This window comes from Variovorax sp. CCNWLW235, assembly GCF_037204085.1.
GTDB lineage: Bacteria > Pseudomonadota > Gammaproteobacteria > Burkholderiales > Burkholderiaceae_C > Variovorax.
The window spans coordinates 155,252-174,874 of sequence record NZ_JBBCBW010000002.1; the positions used below are offsets into that span (position 1 = coordinate 155,252).

Genomic DNA, 19,623 nt, shown 5'->3' on the forward strand with positions numbered 1-19,623 from the left:
GGGTTCCGTTTCGTCTCTACGAGCAGATAGTCGGGCTGTGGGGGTCCTTGCGCATTACTTCGCGCGGCAGGAAGGTGGAAAAACTCGGCATGGGAATCAGCGGCGCGGCCGCCCCGACGATGGGCGAGATCCATTGGTAGTTGAGCCCGGTGATGCCCACCGTGACGCCCTGGCAAGTGGCGGCCGTGCAGCTGGCCGGTGTCCAGGCCACGCTCACCGCGGTGATCTGCGGCAGCAAGGCCTTCATGCGGGCCAGTACCAGCGCCTGCTGGGCGGTGTCGTCGCACACCACCGCGTAGCGCGCCCCGGCACGCGTGGCCTCGCTGGCCATGCTCCATGTGAACAGCATCCGCGAAAAGTCCACGATGCCCAACAGCAGCATGAGGAAGATGAGCAGGCCCAGCGCAAACTCCACGGTGGTCGCCCCTGACGTGCGGTGTCTCATGATGGAGCCCTCATGGTGGCGGTGATGTCGCTGAAGACGATGTTGCCGTTCGCATCGGCAAACGCGAGGCCCATCACCGAAGGAAAGAGCGAATGGAAGGTGTAGCTGCTGATGCGCACCGTCACCGTGGTGATGAGCGGGTTGGCCCCCGCCGACTGCCAGGTGCAGCAGCTGTCCGCGGGCACATTCGAAAGGCTCAGGCCGCGCGCGAGCGGCGTACCGGTGCCGGCGGTGTTGCCGAACACCATCAGGTTGCGCGCCTCGGTGATGTGCGTGCCGGGCGTCTGGACCGACAGGTAGCGAACCGCATCGCGCGTCGACTTGACGACCAGGTTGTATTCATACATCGCCCGGCCGAACTCCGTCGTGATGAAGGTGAGCAGCAGCAGGAGCGGCGTGATGAGCGCCAGCTCGACCAGCGCCGCGCCGCGCTGCCTGTGGTTCGTAGTCCTTTTCATTCGCTTCACCTCACCAGAACGGGCACCAGGGGCCCGGCCGTGCCACCGGCGAGTCCGCTGGTTGTGCAGGGGCTGCCGGCCGCACCCGCATTGCCGCGGAACTCGAGCCATGTGTCGCTCATCGGAATGGTCAGCGGCTGCAGCATCAGCATGCAGGCGTAGTCGATGACACGTCCGCCGCCGTCGATCACCGGCACCGTGACCACACGCCGGTCGAGCCCATATTGCTTGTGGCCTCCGGCGACGTTGCCGGACGCGGCCAGCTTCTGGAAGCTGTTGAGCGAAAGCCCGGTGAGGTCTTCGCAGTCCTTCACCTTGCCGGTGTCGATGCAGGACGCGAAGGCCGCGCGCTTGGCCAGGAAGTCGCCGAAAGCATTGGACTGCGCGGGCCAGGTGACGGCGGTATAGGCATAGCCCGTGTAATCAGGCCGCTGCACGCTGGGGTCGCCGCTGTTCTTGTAGATGCCGAAGCGCTGGTTCCAGACATCGACCACCGAGGTCTGCACACCGGGGGTGCCGAGTGTGTCGCCCACCTTCGTTCCGCAGTGGTTGTTCAGTTCGGATTCGGTTTCCGAGGCGCTGTTGCTGCCGTCGAGATTGGCCCAGCCGACCTCTCCGCCGGCGGATGCGTTCTGCGCCTGAATCAGCTTCACCCAGTCGCCGACGCTGAGCCCGTAGTTCGGCGCAACGCCTCCCGCCTTCGGCTTGAGTGCGACGGGAATCGGACAAGTGGTCTGCGCGCTGGCCCGTGTGGCCACTGCGCTGGCGAAGACGCTGCCCGTTGCAGGATAGGCGGTGGCATTGCCGGAGAAGGCCCCCAAGGCCTTCATGAGCCAGATAACGATGTTGGGCTGCGTGTGCACGCACTGTGCATAGGTAGCCACAGCGGGGTCTACCGTGGGCGCATAGGAGGCGTCGCGAAAAGTGATTTCGGCGGGGACAAGCTGGCCCTCTCCGCTCCAGGTGGCCGACTGCATGTTGACCCGGTTCGCGTTACCGGCGGTCTGGCCGGCGCTCTGGGCCCGCGTGATCGCGGTGCCCTGCTTGTCGAGTTCGCGCGCGGCGGCCAGTGCGCAACTGTCGACGGCGGTCTGCAGCTCTGTCCGTACGACGAACAGGTGGCCGAAGTCCAGCGCAATGCCCATGAATCCGAGGAGGAACAGCAGGACCAGTGCAGTGGTGATGATCATCGCGCCGCGCTGGCGGCGGCCGGGGTGGCGGACTTGCATGATCGGCTTCCTGTGCAATGGTGGCGGTTCAAGAAAAAGACTCTGCGCTTTATTCGCACTCCACGCCGCCGAGGCAGGTGAAGACGCGATCGACGAAATCGCTGAGGCTGGTGCCTGTTGCCAGTGGCTGCAGGGCGATGATCAGCAGGATCGAGATCACCGCGATGAGCAGTGCGTACTCCACCACCTGGGCGCCGCTTTCTTCCTTCAGAAAAGACTTGAACATGGGACTACTCCTTTTGTGTCTTGAGAAGAAGGCGGACCTGACAAGAAGTGAGCCGGCGAGCGTGAGACATGCCACGGTTCGCCCGCCCAGCGACTTACACGCACCCGCCAGTCGTCGAAGTCAGGCAAGTGACAACACGGCCGATGAAGGTCGAGAAGCTGCCGTTGCTATCGGTGAGCGCCTTCAATGCAACGACCAGTGCGATCGAGACGACCGCGATGATCAGCGCGTACTCCACGACTTGAGCACCGCTCTCGTCCTGCAGGAATGACTTGAACATGGGACTACTCCTTTTCATTGAGATGAATGCAGATCTAGTCAGTGAGCCGGCGAGCACGGGGTTTACCGGCTCGCCCGCCCAGCGACTTACACGCAACCGCCAGTCGTCGAAGTCAGGCAGGTTGTCACGCGACCGATGAAGGTCGAGAAGCTGCCGTTGCTGGCGGTAAGCGCCTTCAGTGCAACGACCAGCGCGATCGAAACGACCGCGATGATCAACGCGTACTCGACGACTTGGGCGCCGTCTTCGTCGCGCAGGAAGCTGCCGGTGGATTGGCCGATGGCCTGGAGAAGGTTTTTCATGGTTCTTTCCTTTCGAGGTTTGAACAGTTGGAAATCAGGTTTGAAGAATTGACGGGTGGGGACGAAAGTTGATTGAGATTCGTGGTGCTCTCCTTTCCATCTGTAACTCTGTGGAACAAATCCGCAAAAAGGATGCAGTCACTTCGCCGAGCCGCCGATCTGGCCGCCGATGTTGATGACGTTCACCGCAGGCGGCGGCGTCTTGTAGGACTCGTGGTACTGCTTCATCGACTCGCGTGCCGAGCGGCCGTCAATGCCCACGACCGGGTTGCCGTCCTTGCCGGCATCGGGATTGAGGGTCATCTTTTTCCTGGCATCGCGCACCGCATCGCCAAAGCGCGCGTCGTAGTTGGGCGTGACGTGGGAGCAGCCGGTGCCCAGGAGCAGCGTCAGCGCGAGAGTGGTCGACTTGATGAACATGGTGTGCTCCTGGCTGGGGTCATTGGGGTCATTGGGTATTGCCGGCCGGTGCAACCGGTGCCGGGGTGGCGCTTTCGAGGCTTCCGTTCAGGTAGACCTCGGCGCGGCTCGGAACAACGTGGTTGTCGGTCGGAACGCGGGGCACCTCGGCGAGCGGCCGTACCAGGCGCGGCGTGATCACGAACATCAATTCGGTCTGGTCGTTCTGGAACTCGGTGCTGCGGAACAGCGCGCCCATCACCGGCACTTCGCCCAAACCGGGGTAGCGCTTGATGGACTCGGTGACGTTGCTCTTGATGAGCCCCGCAATGACGAAGCTCTGCCCGTCGTTGAGCTGCACGGTGGTATCGGCGCGGCGCACCGTCAGCGAAGGCAGCACGGCGGTCACGCCAGTCACGGTGGTAAAGGGCGAGCCGGTCTGCGACAGGTCCGACACTTCGGAGACCATCTTGAGGTTGACGCGACCGCCGTTGAGCACCGTTGGGGTGAACTTGACCCCGATGCCGAACTCTTTTTCTTCCAGCGTGATGTTCGTTCCACCGCCGCCGGCGGCGCTCTGCGCAACCGGAATGAAGATCTTTCCGCCCGAGAGAAAACTCGCCTGCTGGCCGCTGATGGCCATGATGTTGGGCTCCGCCAGGATGCGCACCAGGCCGTCGTCCTTCTGGCCGTCGATGCCGATGGACGTGCGGCCGATCCTCAGCGCCTCGATCAGGCCGCCGCCCCCGCTCAGGAAGCTGGAAATCAGCGAGTAGCTGTCGCGGCCCCCGCTGCCCGAGCGGCTCAGGCCGACGCGCGCGCCCAGCCGGTCCAGCAGGGTCTTGCTGATCTCGGCAATCTTGACTTCGAGCATGACCTGCTGCGGCGCCGTGACCCGCAGCAGGTTCACGACCTTCTTGCCATCGGCGCCGTAGGCCATGGCCAGGCTCATCACGTCGTCGAGCTTGAGCGCGTCGCTGATCTCGCCGGTGAGCACGATCGATTTTTCTGCGCTGCGCACGCGGATGCGGTTCTCTTCGGGCATCAGCTCGGCGAGCTTCGACTGAAGTGCGCCCGGATCGATGGTGACAAGAACGTCCTTGATGTAGCAGGTGCCGTCAGTGCTTTGCAGCACCACGTTCATCGAGCCGGCCTGACGCCCGCGGAAGAAGAGATCGTTCGGGCTCAGCAGCATCACGTCGACATCGGCCACGCCGTCGCCTGCGTTCGCGGCCGTGGGTGCCGCCGCTGCGGGTTGCCCTGCCGGCGCAGCGGCCGGCGCGCGGTTTGGCGGCTGACCGCTGACCACGATGCGCGCCACGCGTGCCTTGAGCGGAATGACCACCGACTTGCCGAGCACCGCGTAGGTGGGCTGGTCGTCCGGAATGATCGCCGTGCAGCGGCGCATGGCGGGTGCGGCGGCCGGCGCGGGGGCCGAGGGCGCCGCAACGGGCGTCGGAGCCGGGGATGCGAGCTCCGCCGCAAACCCGGGCGTCGCCAGGGTCGTGAGCGCCGCCAGCAGCCAGGCGGGTGAAGAAGAGAGATATTGCACTTGTGGTTCCTCCGGACTGAGTGATCAGAAGCAGGTGAGCGAGCGGGCTGCGTGCTGGATCACTTCCACGCATTCGGATTGCCGCAACGCCACAGGAGCCGTACGCGGCACTCGCGCAGGGGCCGGCCGGGCTGCCACGGTGGTGGCAATCGGCAGGATTTCCTTCTCGCCGAACAACTGGCCCTTGGTGATGCCCGCTGTGGCCACAGTGGTCTTGTCCATCTGGTTGCGCAGCACCAGCGAGAGGGTTCCCACGCTGCGCGCCAGGTCGAGCTTTTCGGAGTCTTCGAGCGAGAGCTCCAGCGTCACGGCGCTGACCACCTTGGGCTTGGTGTCGTCGCGGTTGGCCTCTTGCGCCACTGCCAGCACCAGCACTTTTTCAAGCACGGTCTTGCTGATCTGGCGACCCTCTTCGCCGCGGTTCTTGTCTTGCTGCGCGTTGACCATCACGTCGACGTAGTTGCCCGGCAGCGCGAAGCCCGCCACACCGACCACGTCGTTGACCCGCACGGTCATGGCGCGCTTGCCGCTGGCAATGACCGCGGAGAGCCCGCCCTGGGTGCCGACCGGCGCGAGCTTGCCTTCGAGAATGGCCTCGCCGCGCAGCACGCCGACCTTGACGACGCGGTCCTCGAGCGACTTGGCATCCGTGAACGAACCAGGCGGCAGCGAGCCGCTCGGCCAGTCGACCAGCGACAGCATCTGGGGGTTGACCCGGCTGCCGAGTTCGATGTCGACGGCGGCCACCACCACCTTGTTGGATGCGATGCCGCCCTGTCGGGAGACCCAGCCCGCTGCGTAGACCGCGGCCGCCAGGCCGGTCAGGAGGGCCAGCAGAAGCAGCCCGAGCGCCTTGATGTTTTTCATGCGAATCTCCGCCGTGGATGAATGGATGAGGGATGGGACGGGCTAGACGAAGCCCAACTGATGCGCCAGGACCTGTGCAATCGTCCCCACGCAAATGCAGATGCCGTAAGGCAGCTTTCCGATGGATTGCCGCGTGTCGATCGCGCCGCTCGGCCGGATGCCCGCGATGCCCGAGACGACGATGCCCTGCGCCGCGCCCTTGACGTTGGCCAGCATGTGACCCAGGCGGCGCCGGTGAATGGCCACCGCCACGGCCGCGAAGCCGCCGGCAATGCAGGTGAACAGGATGGTCTGCAGCGTCTGCTGGGGACCGAGAAAGGCGCCGACCATCGCCATCAGCTTGACGTCGCCCGCGCCCATGATCCGCAGCACATAGAACGGCAGCATGATCGCGAAGCCGGTGCCCAGCCCGCCCAGGGCGTTCATCGCGCCTGCCGTTGGCGTGCGCGCCGCGAAGGTGCCATAGATGATTGCGAACACCGCGCCGCCGAAGGTGAGCCAGTTGGGAATGCGGTAGAAGCGCACATCGCTCACCGCGGCCATCACCAGCAGAACGAAGAGCCCGCCCATGCGGAAGTCCGACGCAAGCAGCATCAGCAGATCGAGGAAAGCGTCGAGTTCCGTCATGAGGTATGTGCTCCGTATGGGCAGGGTCAGTGGCACTTCAGGCGCTGCGCCGTACCGCAAGCAGCAGGAGCAGGCACACAACCAGCACCAGCGCGCCGATGAGCGCAAACTCCATGAACGACATGCCGGCGTCTTCGCGCAGCAGGTTCGTGAAGGTTCTTGGCAGCAGTTCGATCGGTTCCATGCGTGTTCTCCAGTGAGGTAGCCAACCGGCGCCGCCTTTCATCCGAACCGGATCGAAGCGTTTTGCCGTGGAGTCACTGTAGAAATTGCGCGCTCTGCGCACATGAGCGATGCGCCCCTTCCGGAGGGAGACAATCGCCCCGCCCCCGCCCGCCGCACCCATGACAAAGCGCCTGCCTCGCTTGGCGGCTGTCTTTGCGACGGCGCAAAGCAAAACGCCCTGGCGTTGCGCCAGGGCGTTTGTTCATTTGTGGATCAGGTGCCGCGCGTCAGGTGTCGAGCATCAGGTGCTGTCCATGCAGCGCCGCGGCGGCGGGCGATGCAAGGAAAGCGATAGTCTGCGCAGCAACCGAGGTCGACACCCATTCCGCAGGATTCGCGTCAGGCATGGCCTGGCGGTTGGCCGGCGTGTCGAGCACGCTGGGCGCAACGCTGTTGACGCACACGCCATGCGGTGCGGCTTCGGCCGCCATGGCTTCCACCAGCCGCTGCAGCGCGCTCTTCGATGCGATGTAGGCCGCCATGGCAGGCAGGCCGCGCGCCGCCACCTTGGCGGTGACGGCAACGATGCGCCCGGCACCGCGCTCGATCATCGAAGGCAGCACCGCCTGCGTGACCGCAACGAAAGACCACGCGTTGAGATTCATCATCCGGTCCCAGCTTGCGCGCGAGAGCGCGTGAGTCGCCTCGCCCATCTCGAAGCCGCCGGCAATGTGAACCAGCGCATCGATGCGGCCGAAAGCCTTGAGCGCCTGGCCCGACAGGTCCGCCATTTCGGACGGCGACGTCACATCTCCCGCGAGCAGCAGGTGCTGGGAATTGTCCAGGCCCGGAAAGACCTCCGTCAGGCGCTCGAGGCGGTGATCGATCAACGCAAGGCGGGCGCCCTGCGCAAGAAAGTGCTGGCCCACCGCGCGGCCCAGCGCGCCCGCGGCCCCGGTGATCACGACATGCGGCATGTCGGTGATTGGATCGGTCATGGAAAATCTCCTTGGTTGAGGGCCAGGCCCGTCGATGATGACGAATCCTACCGCCGCCCCGCACAAAATCGTTGAGCCCCGGAATTTTTACGCTATACTTGCGGTCTTGCCTAAAAACGCACAACGTTTTGAGCGCAAGGGCTCTTAGCTCAGTTGGTAGAGCAGCGGACTCTTAATCCGTAGGTCGAGTGTTCGAGTCACTCAGGGCCCACCACCAACACCAGAAATAGCGCGGTTCCCGTGCTATTTTTTTGCCAGGACTGTTCCGCAATTGCCGACAGTCTTTCGCAAGAAAGAAAAACCTCCCGCTTCACTGCAGGGAGGTTTTTTCTTTTTTGGCCTGCGCACTTGTGGCTCCGTGGATGGATTCGCCAACCGCCTCTCCAGCCCACTTCTCCCGCGACCCCCGCCGCTTGGTGAGGCGATGTCATTCACATGTGAAAGAGTCACATTTTTTACCACACACCCGTACACGGATGAGCCCGGCAAGGGGGATGCTGCGGCTTTTACCGGAGGCCAATGCAATGCTAAATCAAGTCATTCACAACGCGACCATCACATTGCAATTGCCGCTCGACATGAGCGCCAGCGCCGAGATCATGGCGCTTCGATCGGCGGGAATTCCGGTTGACGAACTGGGCAATGCGACGTCCGGCTATTTGTTCGTGCGAACCACGGGCCGCGGAGACCACCAGACCAACACCTTTCGATGGTTTGCCACCGGCATCGGCCTGGCGCCCGCGGTTTCGGTTTCGAGTCAGCCGGTGCCGGTGACTTCTGCAGCCGCCGAAGAAGCACCGGCCTGGTGACCGACAGGGGCGGCCCTCTTCCTCAATCGTTGTTGCGTTCGCACTTGCGTGAGTTGACCAGGCAGCCCGCATAGTCAGGGTCGTGCTTGAGCAGGAACATGGCGCGGGCCGCCACTGCCGTGTCCGCGAAATCGCTGAACAAGCCGTCGACGCCGGCCTCGTAGAACGCGAGGTACTCGTTGACGGCGTTGCCGCCGAAGCTGCCGGTCAGCCGCTTCTGCTCGCTGCGGAAGGTGTACGGGTGGACCAGCAGCCCCAGCCGATGCGCATTCGCAATCACGTCGGTAGGCGGCAGCAGCACGCGGTCGCGATCGTCGACCACGCCGTCGCCCGTCACATCGGCGCACGCGCCGCTCTGCACCGACTTGCAGGCGCTTGAAATCAGGTACGGCTTCCAGGGGCCGATGCCGTCCGCATAGCCCCTTACCTCTTGCAGGCCGCGCGGCGTCACCAAGTCCTTGAATTGGCCATCGCGGTTGGACACGACCCAGTCATAAGGCTTGTCGTAGGGCTTGCTGAAGTCGAGCGAGCCGTCGGGCTTGACGTCATTCGCGTCCACCAGTTGGATCAGCCGCACGCTCGTCTTGCTGCGCAGATAGCGAAGATTGGCGGTTTCGAACGACTGGATAAAGACCGGCGCGTTGCGCTGGTTCCAGCCCGCGGCACTCAGCACGGCCAGCAGGCGGTCTTCCAGCGGCAGGCCGATGGCCTGGTGATAGGTCGGATGCTTCGTCTCCGGATAGATGCCGATGCGCCGACCTTCCTCGCGCGACTTGCGCTTGGCCAGGTCGATCACCTCGGCCAGGGTGGGGATCTGGAACCTGCCGTTGAAGGATTGGTCGCGCTCAGGAAAAGACTGCACCGCGCGCAATTGCTTGATCTCGGCCAGGGTGAAGTCGCTGGCAAAGAAGCCATCGGTCGGAACGCCGTCGACCACGACCGTGCGCCGGCGGTTTGCGAACTGCGGCAGGTCCTTCACGTTGGTGGTGTCGATGAGGTTGGGCTCGTGGCGCGCGATCAGGTGGCCGTCCTTGGTGGCGACAAGGTCGGGCTCGATGTAGTCGGCGCCGAGGGAAATGCCCAGCGCATAGGCCTCGAGCGTGTGCTCTGGCAGGTAGCCGTTGGCGCCGCCCCGGTGCCCGATGACCAGCGGCGCGTTGTCGGCGCGCCGGCGCGCGCGCTCTTCGTGCGCGGTGGCCGGTGTGGCGGCCACAAACAACATGCCCAGGCCGAGCATGGCTGTGCAGATCTTCTTCAGGTGGTTCAAGGCAAGTCTCCTGGTTGGTGTGCGAGCGGAACTTAGGCGCCCTGCGTGACAAGCTGGTGAATCGGCCCCGGGGCCGCCCGGTTATCGGGGTGCGGATCATGACGCGCCGGTTTTGCCCGCGCAATCCCCCAGGGGAGCCGGTCGCGCAGAATCCGGGCTCATCGCATTCTTGAAAAAAGCGCCAAGCCCATGTTCGGTCGAATCAAGCTCCATCCATTCATCAAGGCGAACCCGCCGCATGCCGGCTGCACACCCGCCACGCAGGAGCTGCTGGGCAAGTACGAAGGCCGGCTGCCCGCGGCAATGCTCGAGCTGTGGCGCAAACATGGCCTGGGCCTTTACGGACGTCGGCAGATCTGCCTGATCGATCCGGATGCATGGCAAGCCACGCTCGACCGGTGGATCGTTGCTCCGCCGCAAGACGCCGTGATGCGGGTGCCGTTTGCGATCACGCCTTTCGGCACCCTGCTCTTCTACCGAAAGCTCACCGCCACGGACGAGGACGTGGCAACACTGAACCCCGTGACGCGCAGCACCAGCATCCTGAGCTGGGACGCGATGGATTTCTTCAACAGTGTGCTGAGCGATCCGGACTCGGTCGATGAATTCATCCGTTCGGACATGCTCGAAACGGCGCAGCGCGAAGCCGGCCCGCTCGCGGCCGGCGAGGTCTACTACGTCGATCCGATGCTGCTATCCATGCAGATGCTGAAGATCGTCAAGACCGATGCGCTGGCGCTCCACCAGAAGCTGCGCGCAGAGGTCGATCGCGAAAGCGCCCCGCCTGCATCGCCGCCCAACAGCGTTTTCGCAGCCATGCCCGCCGAATACCGCGAGGCCTTCAAGAACACGGAAAGGGACGACGACCGCCCAAGCGGCCTCTTCCTGTCGACCTACATCGACTGGCGCCGGCTGCTCGCGCTCGACGGCAATGGCAGCTACCAACTGCTGTTCTGGGAGAACGATGACAAGACACGCGAGGCGGTGGGAGTGCGGCACTACAGCGGGCCTTACGAAGTCGTCGAAACGGACGGCGGCGACCGCCTGGTTCAGCTCGAGGTCGTGCTGAGCGACGATTCGCTTGGCAGCGACGCCAACGACGAGCGCTTGTACTTCATGCAAAGCGGCCGCGAATCGTGGCTGCTGCAGGAGGGCTCCATCGAAGACATCGCAACGTCCATCGGCACCGACGGAACGATGGGCCGCTCTGAACACTACTTCCGGCGCTTGCGGTTGAACGATCCCTTTCCTGCCGACGAGCCCGACGAAGCCACCGCCCCGCCCTTCGAAGACCTGCCAGCCGCGCTGCAAGCCCTGGTGCACCGCGAACCGCTGCGGGCCACGATCGTCGAGGTCAGCGCGCAAAGCGATCCGGAAGAATCGACCGTGATGGTCAGGGTGAATCTGGGAAGCAACCACGGCCTGCGGATGAACATGCCGCTCATGTCGCCCAAGGGCAGCCCACGCAATCTTTACGGCTGGGTGTGGGAGATGGATGCCGAGAGCTGCGGCGTCGGCATCGAAGTGGAGTACGACTCGGCCGGCGCGATCGTCGACGGGCCGGAGATAGGCGACGTGCTTGTCACACGAGCGGATTGAAGCAGGCCCGCGCCGCTTGCCGCAGCCAGCGATCGTTCAACCCGCCATCCACCCTTCGACAAAGCGCGACAGCAGCTCGCGCTTTTCGCCCACTTCGGCAATCAGGTATTGCCGGGCATGCTGCTGGGCCAGTTCGCTCGCCAGGAACCATTGCTCGCGCGTTTCGTCGCCCTGCGGAGGCGGTTTGCCCCAAATGGCGCTTTCGCCGAGAAAAGCCTCAGTGACCGGCAGGCGCCCGTCAGTTCGGCCCAACTCCGACAGCGGGTTGGGCGGCCCGCCAAGGTCGACGCGGACGTGAACGGCATCCCCTTCCACGTCGATGGAAGCCCCCAGGCCGCCCGCCTGGAGCACACTCCACAGTTGTTCGGCGGAAGCGTGGCGAACCCAGCTTTCCAGTGCCCGCCTCAGGCTTTCAGTGATGATTTCTTTGTCCATACGGCAATATTTCACACTTTTCTAAAGTGATTTCACCGACACCCGGCCCTGTCCCGCGCCGAAGAGGTGTTTGGCGTGGCATCTTGCGGGTTGCTGTCATGCATCGCAAGAAGAACAAGAACTCCGACGATAGGGGCGCATAAGGTTTCGAAGCTCAAGCTCGTTGCACCCGCCTCGGCGGGTATTTTTTTGTTCCGCCTCGCGGGCTACGCTATATTTCCTGTCATGGAAAAGGCTTCCGACTTAGGCAAACCCACCGTTCCCATCGACCTGATCGGTCCGGAGCACTGGACTCGTTCAAGCCGCCGCAGCGGCCGCGCTACCAAGGTGATCTGCCTGATCGTCGGCGGCCTTGCAACCGCCGGGATCATCGCCTACGGCGTTTTCGGGGGCTTCAGCCGCTGAGCCTCCACCCTGGGGTGCTGCGGGTCTCTGCCCTTTCGGGCCGTAAATAGTGTTTACGGCACCATCGACAACCGGGACAATTGTTCTCGTCCCCTTGTTGGCGTTTTCAAACAGTGCCCAATCTCACCGTCGCGCGTCGCCGCAATGTTCTTGCGCTGCACCGCCGCTTTCTTGAAGGGGCCATTGCAGCCGGCCTGCCCGCCAAGGGACTGGACCAGGCCTTTGCCAGGAAGATCGAAGTCTCCCCCAGCATGTGGAGCCAGATCAAGAACTCGCGCCCCATCGGCGACACCCTGGCGCGGCAGATCGAGCGGCACTGCGAGGTGGAAGCGGGCTGGCTCGACAAGGAAGACCGCGCCCCGGAAGTGCCCGACGCAGCCGAAGAGCGCTTCATTGCGGCCGCGCGCGAAGCCTGGCGCCAGGCGAATGCAAAGGGAAAAAAGGAGCTCAGCGGCTGGCTCAAGCAGCGCGCACGCGGGCCGGGCGAAGAGCCGCAGGCCTGACCCTTTTCTTCAGGCGGCAGCAGAAGACGGCGAGGCGCGCAAGATGGCCGCGCGCAAGTCTTGCGGAATTTCCACCGCGCGATGGCTCTCGAGCGAAGTCGTCACCAGAACCTGCTTCACCTGCATGCGCAGTTCGCCGCTGGCCGGCTCGAAACAGCGCAAGACGAGCGACATCGAGCGCGAGCCCAGCCGCTCGACAGAAAGGCCGAGCGCTACCTGGTCGCCCATGCGGCTCACTGCGCGAAAGTCGGCCTCGAGCCGCACGGTGGGCAAGCCGATGCGCCGCTCCGAAATGAGCGCGTGGTAGTCGATGCCAAGCCCTTCGCTCACCCAGTCTTCCACCAGCCCATTGAGCATGACGAAGTACTGCGGATAGAACACGATGCCTGCCGGATCGCAGTCCGAAAAGCGGATCATCCGCGCGCGGCGGAACTCGGCCTGGGGCGCTTCCATCTCGCTCGCGCTCATCAGCCCTCCTCGCCGGACGGCTCGCTACGCATCACATGCACGCGAAGCTGCCCGAGTTGCGCATGCATCTGCTTGACGGTCTTCATGTCGAGGCCCGAGAACATTTCGAGAATCCATTGCTCGTGCTCCTTGGCCATGGTCTCGAAGCTGGCGCGGCCCTTGGGCGTGAGACTCACGATCCACGAGCGGCGATCGTCGGGGCTGTGCGCGCGCGCCACCACGCCGTCGCGCTCGAGCTCGTCGGTCAGGCCGGTAACGTTGCCGCCGGTCACCATCAGGTAGCGCGACAGCACGCGCATCTTCAGGCCCTCTTCGTAGCGATAGAGCTGCGCCATATAGTCGAAGCGCGCCAGCGAAATGCCGAAGCGCTCGCGCAGCCGGCGTCGAATTTCGGCTTCGATCTGCGTGGTGCTCGCGAGCATGCGCAGCCACAGCTTGAGCATGGCGTGGTCTTCACGGCCTGCGCGCGCCTCGTGGCCGAGTTCTTCGGCGTCGCTGAGAGCGGCATGCGAAGCATCGTTGCGCATTACATGACCTCCCCACCGGAAACCGATATTGACTGCCCCGTGACAGACGCAGCGCCCTCACCGCAGAGCCAACGCACCGCATCGGCCACCTCGGCAGGCTGCACGATGCGCCGCTGCGGATTGACGTTGGAGAACTCGGCCAGCGCATCGGCTTCGCTGCGGCCCGTCTTGCCCACCACGTTGGCGACGCTCGCGCGCAGGATGTCGGTGTCGGTGTAGCCGGGGCATACCGCGTTCACCGTCACACCCTTGCGGGCCACTTCGAGCGCAAGCGATCGCGTGAGGCCGATCACGCCGTGCTTGGCCGCCGTGTAGGCGGCCACATAGGCATAGCCTTTTTGCCCGGCGGTGCTCGCGATGTTGACGATGCGGCCCCAGCCCGCCTCAAGCATGTCGGGCAGCGCCGCTTGAGCGCACAAAAAGCTGCCCGTCAGGTTGACCGACAGCATGCGCTGCCAGAGCTCGACCGAAGTCTTGAGAAAAGGCGCGCTTTCCGCGGCGCCGGCGTTGTTCACCAGAATGGCCACAGGCCCGCGCTCGGCGCGCGCCTGCGCGAAGGCGGCCTGCACCGCTTGCGCGTCGGCCACGTCGGCGGCCGCAACCCCGTGGCCCTGGCCCGGGAGCGAGACGGCCACGCGCTGAAGCGAATCGATGTCGCGCCCGAGCAAGGTCAGCGTGGCGCCCTCGGCGGCCAGGGTACGGGCGATTTCGGCTCCGATGCCGCGTGCGGCGCCGGTTACCAGGGCATGTCGGCCCTTCAATGAATTTGCTTGCATGCCTGAAATGTTTAGTTCTGAACGATTTTAGCGATTGTGGCTCATCGCCTGTTCAGCGCACGGTCCCAGGTCTGCGTGCCGACACCGCGCTCGCGCAGCTTGAACTTCTGCACCTTGCCGTTCTCGGTGCGCGGCAGGTCAGGCAACACATCGACATAGCGGGGCACCGCAAAGTACGGCAGGCGGCTTTCGCAGAAGCTCATCAGCTCCAGCGGATCGATGCGCTCGCCCTCACGCGGCACCAGCGCGGCCATGACTTCGTCTTCTGCCAGTTCGGAGCGCACCGGATACACCGCGCAAGACGCAACACTGCGATGGCTCAGCAGCACCTGCTCGACTTCGAACGACGAAATGTTTTCGCCGCGCCTGCGGATCGCGTCCTTGATGCGGTCGACAAACCTGAAGGCTCCGTCGGTGTCGCGCACCACGCGGTCGCCGGTGTGAAACCAGAGATTGCGCCAGGCCTCGACCGTCTTCTCGGGCATGTTGAAGTAGCCGCTTGCGAAGGCATACGGCTCGTCTGCGCGCAGTAGCAGCTCGCCGGCTTCTCCGGCCGGCAGCTCCGCATCGCTTTCATCGGCAACGCGTGCCTGGAAGCCGGGCCGCAGCCACCCCATGACACCGCCGCGCGGCGAATCAGGCGCGGTGGCAATGGCAAAGTTGGTCTCGGTGGAGCCATAGCCCTCGAGCAGGCGCACGCCGGTGCGCTCGAAAAATTCCTTGCCGGCGGCCTCGGGAACACCAGGCCCGAGCCCGATGCGCACGCGATGGTTGCGCTCACCCTCGCCCGCGGGCTGCGCAAGCAGTATCGGCACCATGGCGCCCAGCAGGTAGACCACGGTGGCACCGTTCGCATGCATCGAGGGCCAGAAGCCCGAGGCCGAGAAGCGAGTTTCGAAGACGACCTCGGAGCCTGTGAGCGCGGCTTGCGCAAGGGTGTTGAGCGCATTGATGTGAAAGAGCGGCAGCGTGGTGCACAGCACGTCGTCCGCTGCCACGCCGAGCACCTCGGCGCTGTTCACACCCCACCAGAAATACTGCGCATGCGGGCAGATCACGCCCTTGGCGGGCCCCGTGGTGCCAGAGGTATACAGAATGGCGAGCGGGTCGCCCGGCTGAACATCGGCCGGCGTAACGGCGGCGCCGCCGGAGGGATACGCCAGCACGCGCACGCTGGCCGGTGCCAGCCACGCAGCAGGTTCGCCGCCGGACGCCTCGCCGACGACCCAGATTTCCTTGAGCTTCGTTCGCCCCAGGTCCGCAGCCTGCAGGCGGTTCAGAAAGCTCGCTTCGATGACCAGCAGCTTCGCTTCGCTGTGCGCAAGAAAGTACCCGATCTGCGGCCCCATGGAGGCAGTGTTGATCGGCACCGTCGAAGCGCCGATCCAACCGGCACCGAGAAAGGTTTCAAGAAACTCGATGCGGTTGCCGCACATCACGGCCACGCGGTCTCCGCGTTCGACACCGGCTTGCGCGAGCGCGCCGGCGCGAGTGCCGGCCGCGTGTGCCGCATCGGCATGCGACCAGCGAGAGCCCGCAATGCGCAGCAACGGGCACGTGCCGAACATCGCCGACTGGCGCTGCAGCATGGCCGGCAGCGTGCGCTGCGCCGGAGTCACCGAACGCGGTTCACTCGTCATCGTGCGTGCCTCCGCCAAGATAAGTGGCCTGCACACGCGGGTCGCTCGCCAGTTCGGCCGAAGCGCCTGAAAGCGCGATCTCGCCGGTTTCCAGCACGTAGCCGTGGTCGGAGGTTTCGAGCGCAGCGCGCGCGTTCTGTTCCACCAGCAGGATCGACACGCCGTCCTCGCGCAGCTTGCGCACGATGGTGAGAATGTCGCGCACGATCAGCGGTGCAAGGCCGAGGCTGGGCTCATCGAGCATCAGCAGGCGCGGCGCAGACATGAGCGCGCGGCCCACTGCCAGCATTTGCCGCTCGCCGCCCGAGAGCGTGTCGGCGCGCTGCGCGCGGCGCTCCGCGAGCCGCGGAAACCGGTCGTATACCGATTGCAGCCGCCTCTTCATCGCATCGCCGCGCAGCCGCTTGGCATAGGCGCCGAGCTGCAGGTTGTCCAGCACGGTGAGCTCGCCGAACAGCTCGCGCTTCTCGGGCACAAGGCACAGGCCGCGCTCCACGCGCGCTTCCACATCGAGCCCTTGCAGGTCTTCGCCCTCGAAGCGCAGCGTGCCCTTGCAGGGCAGCAGGCCCATGGCGGCGGCCAGCAGCGTGGTCTTGCCCGCGCCGTTGGGTCCGATCACCGAGATGATCTGGCCCGGCTGCAGGTCGAGCGACACGCCACGCACGGCCTCGACCTGCCCATACGACACATGCAGGTCGCCAATCTCCAGCATTGCGGTCATTTCGTCACCCCCAGGCTTGTCACTGCGTGTAATTCGCGCACCCCCTGAAGGGGGCCCGCGCCTTCGGGCGGCCGTGCGGCGCTCATACAACGCTCCCCAGGTAAGCCGCCTGAACACGCTCGTCGGCGCGCACCGCCGACGGCACGCCCTCCACGAGCTTGGAGCCGAAGTTCATCACCACCAGCCGGTCCACCAGTTTCATCACGAAGTCCATGTCGTGTTCAACGATCAGGATGGTCACGCCCTCCTCGCGCAGCTTGCGCAGCAGGTCGCCGAGCGCCATCTTTTCCTTGCGGCGCAGGCCCGCCGCGGGCTCGTCGAGCACCAGCAGCACCGGGTCTGCAGCCAGCGCGCGCGCAATTTCGAGAATGCGCTGCGTCCCCAGCGGCAGGCTACCCGCGAGCTCATTCGCGCGGTCGCCCAGGCCGATGCGGTCGAGCTGGCGCTGCGCCTCCTGCAGGATCTGCTTTTCCTCGGTGCGGTCCAGTCGCAGGCCGGCTTTCAAAACACCCGAGCGCGTACGCGAATGCGCACCCAGCGCCACGTTGTCGAGCAGGCTCATGTGCGGCCGCAGCTTCACGTGCTGGAAAGTGCGCGCCAGCCCCAGCCGCGCCACCTGGCGCTGCGGCATGCCGGCGATGTCGTGCTCCAGAAAGCGCACCTGGCCCGCGCTCATCGGCAGCGTGCAGGTCAGCAGGTTGAACATCGTCGACTTGCCCGCGCCGTTCGGGCCGATCAGTCCGATGATTTCTCCCGCATTCACTTCAAAGCTCACGTCGTTCACAGCCACCAGCCCGCCGAAGCGCTTGACCGCGCCCTTCACCGACAGCACCTGCGTGCCGCGCGCGGGCAGTTGCCGGTGCGGCAGCGGTTCGACCGCAGGTGCTTCATAGCGCGAGGCACCCTGCGAGCCGGCCCTGCGACGCGTCCAGCGCCGCAGCAGGCCCATAACGCCGCCCCGCGCAAAGTGCAGCAGCAGAATGAACAGCGTTGCGAACGCCACCGCCTCCAGCTGCCCGGCACGCTGCGTGAGCATGGGCAGCACGTCTTGCAGGCCGTTCTTCAACACCAGCACCAGGGCCGCGCCCACCAGCGCGCCAGCCAGTTGCCCGAGCCCGCCGGCCACTGCCATCAGCAGGTACTCGATGCTGGCGCGCACGTCAAACGGCGACGGGCTCACGAAGCGGTTCATGTGCGCATAGAGCCAGCCTGCCAGCCCCGCAAAGAGCGCGGCCGTCACAAACAGCGTGAGCCGCACGCGGTAGGCATCGGCCCCCACGCTCGCCAGTAGCGTGGCGCCACCGCGCAGCCCGCGAATCGCGCGGCCGGGGCGCGACTGCAGCAGGTTGTGGCTGAACAGGCACGCCAGCCCGACCACCACCCAGATCAGGTAGTACATCGACCGCGGATCGGCCAGCGACCAGCCTGCAATCTGCAGCGCCGGAATGTTCGACAGCCCCGTGTGGCGCCCGAGCGCATCGACGTTGCCGAACAGCATTGCGATGGACAACCCCCACGCAATGGTGCTCAGCGGCAGGAAGTGCCCGCCCAGCCGCAGCGTGAGCATGCCGATGGCGAGCGCCGACAAACCGGTAAGCAGCAGCGCGAACAGAAGGCCGATCCATGGCGACATGCCCTGCGTGGTCGTGAGCCACGCCGTCGCATAGGCCGCAATGCCCACGAAGGCCGCCTGCCCGAACGAGGTTGCCCCACCCACGCCGGTGAGCAGCACAAGCCCGAGCGCCACCAGCGCGCCGATGCCGATGTCGTTGAGCAGCGAAACCGTGAAGCTGCCCGCCACCGCCGGCACCAGCGCCAGGACGACGACGACCAGGGCGATCAAGCCCGTGCGTTTGCGGTTGCCGTTCATTGCTCCACCTCGTCTTCTTCCTCTTCGGAGTGCGCGGCCATGAAGGAGCGCAGCATGAGCACCGGAATGAGCAGGCTGAACACGATCACGTCTTTCAGCGCACCGCTCCAGAACGACGCAAAGCTTTCCACCACGCCGACCGCGAGCGCCCCCACGGCCGTCATCGGGTAGCTCACGAGCCCGCCGATGATTGCGGCCACGAATGCCTTCAGGCCGATGATGAAACCCGAGTCGTAGTACATGGTCGTCACCGGCGCAATGAGCACGCCGATGAGCCCGGCCAGCAGTGACGCACAACCGTAGGCCAGCAGCGCAGTGCGCACCGGCCGGATGCCGACCAGCCGCGCTCCCACGCGGTTGACGGCCGTGGCGCGCAGCGCCTTGCCGGCCACCGTGCGCTCGAACACCAGGAAGAACAGCCCGCTCAGCACAATGGCCGCGCCCACCATCAGCACCACCTGGCCGCTGACCGTGAACCCGTCACCCAGCGTGAAAACCGCGCTCGTGAGCGGCGTGGTGCGCGAGCCTTCAGGGCCGAAGAACAGCAGGCCCAGGCCCGACAGCAGGAAGTGCAGCGCCAGCGACACAATCAGCAGCACCAGCACCGACGCATCGGCAATCGGCTGGAACACCACCCGCGCGAGCAGCGGCGCGATGGGCACCACCAGCAGCACCGCCACCGCGATATGCACCGCCACCGGCACACCCGGCCGCGCCGCGAGCCACGCGAGCACGCAGGGAATCGCGGGCAACACGCCCCACATCAGCACCGCCTTGGGAATGCGGGCGGCTTCACCGCGCCGCAGCAGGCTGCCGACTTCCGTCGCCAATGCCAGCGCCGTGAGCACCGCCACCATGCCGATGGTCGGCGGCACGCGGCCGGTTTCGAAGGCCGCCAGCGACAGTGCGGCAAAGGCCGCGATGTCGCCGAACGGCACGAACACCACCCGCGTGACGGAAAAGATCAGTACCAGCCCGAGCCCGGCGAGCAGATAGACGGCACCGTTGGCCAAACCATCGGTGATGAGGATCAGCGCGACGTCCCACGTCATAGG

At 65.2% G+C, this 19,623-nt stretch carries 25 protein-coding genes and 1 tRNA gene; 5 read left to right on the top strand and 21 right to left on the bottom strand.

What is annotated here, in order from left to right; genetic code table 11:
• Window positions 1-16 precede the first annotated feature (16 nt).
• The 12 genes from V9L21_RS03165 to V9L21_RS03220 all read right to left on the bottom strand — a co-directional run bounded on the left by V9L21_RS03165 (window position 17) and on the right by V9L21_RS03220 (window position 7,548).
• A complete protein-coding gene (locus tag V9L21_RS03165; RefSeq protein WP_337309094.1) occupies window positions 17-445 on the bottom strand; it encodes a TadE/TadG family type IV pilus assembly protein in 429 nt (142 codons plus the stop codon).
• Entirely contained in the window at window positions 442-903 is a 462-nt protein-coding gene (locus V9L21_RS03170; protein ID WP_337309096.1) for a TadE/TadG family type IV pilus assembly protein, read from the bottom strand. The genes V9L21_RS03165 and V9L21_RS03170 overlap by 4 nt, the downstream gene beginning before the upstream one ends.
• Window positions 904-908: 5 nt before the next feature.
• Window positions 909-2,132, bottom strand: a complete 1,224-nt coding sequence (locus V9L21_RS03175; protein WP_337309098.1) for a pilus assembly protein TadG-related protein — start codon at window positions 2,130-2,132, stop codon at window positions 909-911.
• Window positions 2,133-2,181: 49 nt separating this feature from the next.
• A complete protein-coding gene (locus tag V9L21_RS03180; RefSeq protein ID WP_258504929.1) occupies window positions 2,182-2,358 on the bottom strand; it encodes a Flp family type IVb pilin in 177 nt (58 codons plus the stop codon).
• Between the two features lie 94 nt (window positions 2,359-2,452).
• Window positions 2,453-2,638 (bottom strand): Flp family type IVb pilin, encoded by a 186-nt coding sequence (locus V9L21_RS03185; protein ID WP_258504927.1) that lies wholly within the window; start codon window positions 2,636-2,638, stop codon window positions 2,453-2,455.
• 86 nt (window positions 2,639-2,724) lie between these two features.
• Complete coding sequence (locus V9L21_RS03190; protein WP_337295475.1) at window positions 2,725-2,940, bottom strand: Flp family type IVb pilin; 216 nt, start codon at window positions 2,938-2,940, stop codon at window positions 2,725-2,727.
• Between the two features lie 138 nt (window positions 2,941-3,078).
• Entirely contained in the window at window positions 3,079-3,360 is a 282-nt protein-coding gene (locus tag V9L21_RS03195) for a hypothetical protein (protein WP_337309100.1), read from the bottom strand.
• Between the two features lie 28 nt (window positions 3,361-3,388).
• A complete protein-coding gene (locus tag V9L21_RS03200) occupies window positions 3,389-4,891 on the bottom strand; it encodes a type II and III secretion system protein family protein (protein WP_337309102.1) in 1,503 nt (500 codons plus the stop codon).
• Window positions 4,892-4,915: 24 nt separating this feature from the next.
• Window positions 4,916-5,758, bottom strand: a complete 843-nt coding sequence (gene cpaB / locus V9L21_RS03205) for a Flp pilus assembly protein CpaB (RefSeq protein ID WP_258504918.1) — start codon at window positions 5,756-5,758, stop codon at window positions 4,916-4,918.
• Between the two features lie 42 nt (window positions 5,759-5,800).
• On the bottom strand, window positions 5,801-6,385 hold the full coding sequence (locus V9L21_RS03210) for an A24 family peptidase (protein ID WP_337309104.1): 585 nt from the start codon (window positions 6,383-6,385) through the stop codon (window positions 5,801-5,803).
• Window positions 6,386-6,422: 37 nt separating this feature from the next.
• Complete coding sequence (locus V9L21_RS03215; RefSeq protein WP_337309106.1) at window positions 6,423-6,569, bottom strand: hypothetical protein; 147 nt, start codon at window positions 6,567-6,569, stop codon at window positions 6,423-6,425.
• A 268-nt stretch (window positions 6,570-6,837) separates the two neighbouring features.
• Complete coding sequence (locus V9L21_RS03220) at window positions 6,838-7,548, bottom strand: SDR family NAD(P)-dependent oxidoreductase (RefSeq protein ID WP_337309108.1); 711 nt, start codon at window positions 7,546-7,548, stop codon at window positions 6,838-6,840.
• Window positions 7,549-7,686: 138 nt separating this feature from the next.
• Here V9L21_RS03220 and V9L21_RS03225 point away from each other — a divergent pair.
• Together V9L21_RS03225 and V9L21_RS03230 are read left to right on the top strand one after the other, a co-directional pair.
• A tRNA-Lys gene (locus V9L21_RS03225) sits at window positions 7,687-7,762 on the top strand.
• Between the two features lie 310 nt (window positions 7,763-8,072).
• Window positions 8,073-8,357 carry a hypothetical protein gene (locus V9L21_RS03230; RefSeq protein WP_337309110.1) on the top strand — a complete coding sequence of 95 codons (285 nt, stop codon included), beginning with the start codon at window positions 8,073-8,075 and terminating at the stop codon, window positions 8,355-8,357.
• 22 nt (window positions 8,358-8,379) lie between these two features.
• On the opposite strand, the gene V9L21_RS03235 is transcribed toward V9L21_RS03230, so the two are convergent.
• A complete protein-coding gene (locus tag V9L21_RS03235; RefSeq protein WP_337309112.1) occupies window positions 8,380-9,624 on the bottom strand; it encodes a glycerophosphodiester phosphodiesterase in 1,245 nt (414 codons plus the stop codon).
• 189 nt (window positions 9,625-9,813) lie between these two features.
• On the opposite strand from V9L21_RS03235, the gene V9L21_RS03240 reads away from it, so the two are divergent.
• Window positions 9,814-11,223: a GAD-like domain-containing protein gene (locus V9L21_RS03240; RefSeq protein ID WP_337309114.1), complete on the top strand. Its 1,410-nt coding sequence runs from the start codon at window positions 9,814-9,816 to the stop codon at window positions 11,221-11,223.
• Window positions 11,224-11,259: 36 nt separating this feature from the next.
• Here the strand turns inward: V9L21_RS03240 and V9L21_RS03245 are convergent, their stop codons facing one another.
• Window positions 11,260-11,658 carry a hypothetical protein gene (locus V9L21_RS03245; protein ID WP_337309116.1) on the bottom strand — a complete coding sequence of 133 codons (399 nt, stop codon included), beginning with the start codon at window positions 11,656-11,658 and terminating at the stop codon, window positions 11,260-11,262.
• 225 nt (window positions 11,659-11,883) lie between these two features.
• On the opposite strand from V9L21_RS03245, the gene V9L21_RS03250 reads away from it, so the two are divergent.
• A complete protein-coding gene (locus V9L21_RS03250) occupies window positions 11,884-12,063 on the top strand; it encodes a hypothetical protein (protein ID WP_337309118.1) in 180 nt (59 codons plus the stop codon).
• Window positions 12,064-12,176: 113 nt separating this feature from the next.
• Complete coding sequence (locus tag V9L21_RS03255) at window positions 12,177-12,566, top strand: hypothetical protein (RefSeq protein WP_337309120.1); 390 nt, start codon at window positions 12,177-12,179, stop codon at window positions 12,564-12,566.
• Between the two features lie 9 nt (window positions 12,567-12,575).
• On the opposite strand, the gene V9L21_RS03260 is transcribed toward V9L21_RS03255, so the two are convergent.
• The 7 genes from V9L21_RS03260 to V9L21_RS03290 all read right to left on the bottom strand — a co-directional run bounded on the left by V9L21_RS03260 (window position 12,576) and on the right by V9L21_RS03290 (window position 19,620).
• Window positions 12,576-13,034 (bottom strand): acyl-CoA thioesterase, encoded by a 459-nt coding sequence (locus V9L21_RS03260; protein WP_337309122.1) that lies wholly within the window; start codon window positions 13,032-13,034, stop codon window positions 12,576-12,578.
• Window positions 13,034-13,561: a MarR family winged helix-turn-helix transcriptional regulator gene (locus V9L21_RS03265; protein WP_258504903.1), complete on the bottom strand. Its 528-nt coding sequence runs from the start codon at window positions 13,559-13,561 to the stop codon at window positions 13,034-13,036. Before V9L21_RS03265 ends, V9L21_RS03260 begins: the two co-directional genes overlap by 1 nt.
• Window positions 13,561-14,337 carry an SDR family NAD(P)-dependent oxidoreductase gene (locus V9L21_RS03270; RefSeq protein ID WP_337309124.1) on the bottom strand — a complete coding sequence of 259 codons (777 nt, stop codon included), beginning with the start codon at window positions 14,335-14,337 and terminating at the stop codon, window positions 13,561-13,563. The genes V9L21_RS03265 and V9L21_RS03270 overlap by 1 nt, the downstream gene beginning before the upstream one ends.
• Before the next feature lie 41 nt (window positions 14,338-14,378).
• Window positions 14,379-15,977: an ATP-dependent acyl-CoA ligase gene (locus tag V9L21_RS03275; RefSeq protein WP_337309126.1), complete on the bottom strand. Its 1,599-nt coding sequence runs from the start codon at window positions 15,975-15,977 to the stop codon at window positions 14,379-14,381.
• On the bottom strand, window positions 15,967-16,698 hold the full coding sequence (locus V9L21_RS03280; RefSeq protein ID WP_337309128.1) for an ABC transporter ATP-binding protein: 732 nt from the start codon (window positions 16,696-16,698) through the stop codon (window positions 15,967-15,969). The genes V9L21_RS03275 and V9L21_RS03280 overlap by 11 nt, the downstream gene beginning before the upstream one ends.
• Before the next feature lie 82 nt (window positions 16,699-16,780).
• Window positions 16,781-18,568, bottom strand: a complete 1,788-nt coding sequence (locus V9L21_RS03285) for a branched-chain amino acid ABC transporter ATP-binding protein/permease (RefSeq protein WP_337309130.1) — start codon at window positions 18,566-18,568, stop codon at window positions 16,781-16,783.
• The gene (locus V9L21_RS03290; protein WP_337309132.1) at window positions 18,565-19,620 is read right to left on the bottom strand and encodes a branched-chain amino acid ABC transporter permease; all 1,056 of its coding nucleotides are present in this window, start codon (window positions 19,618-19,620) and stop codon (window positions 18,565-18,567) included. The genes V9L21_RS03285 and V9L21_RS03290 overlap by 4 nt, the downstream gene beginning before the upstream one ends.
• Window positions 19,621-19,623 lie beyond the last annotated feature (3 nt).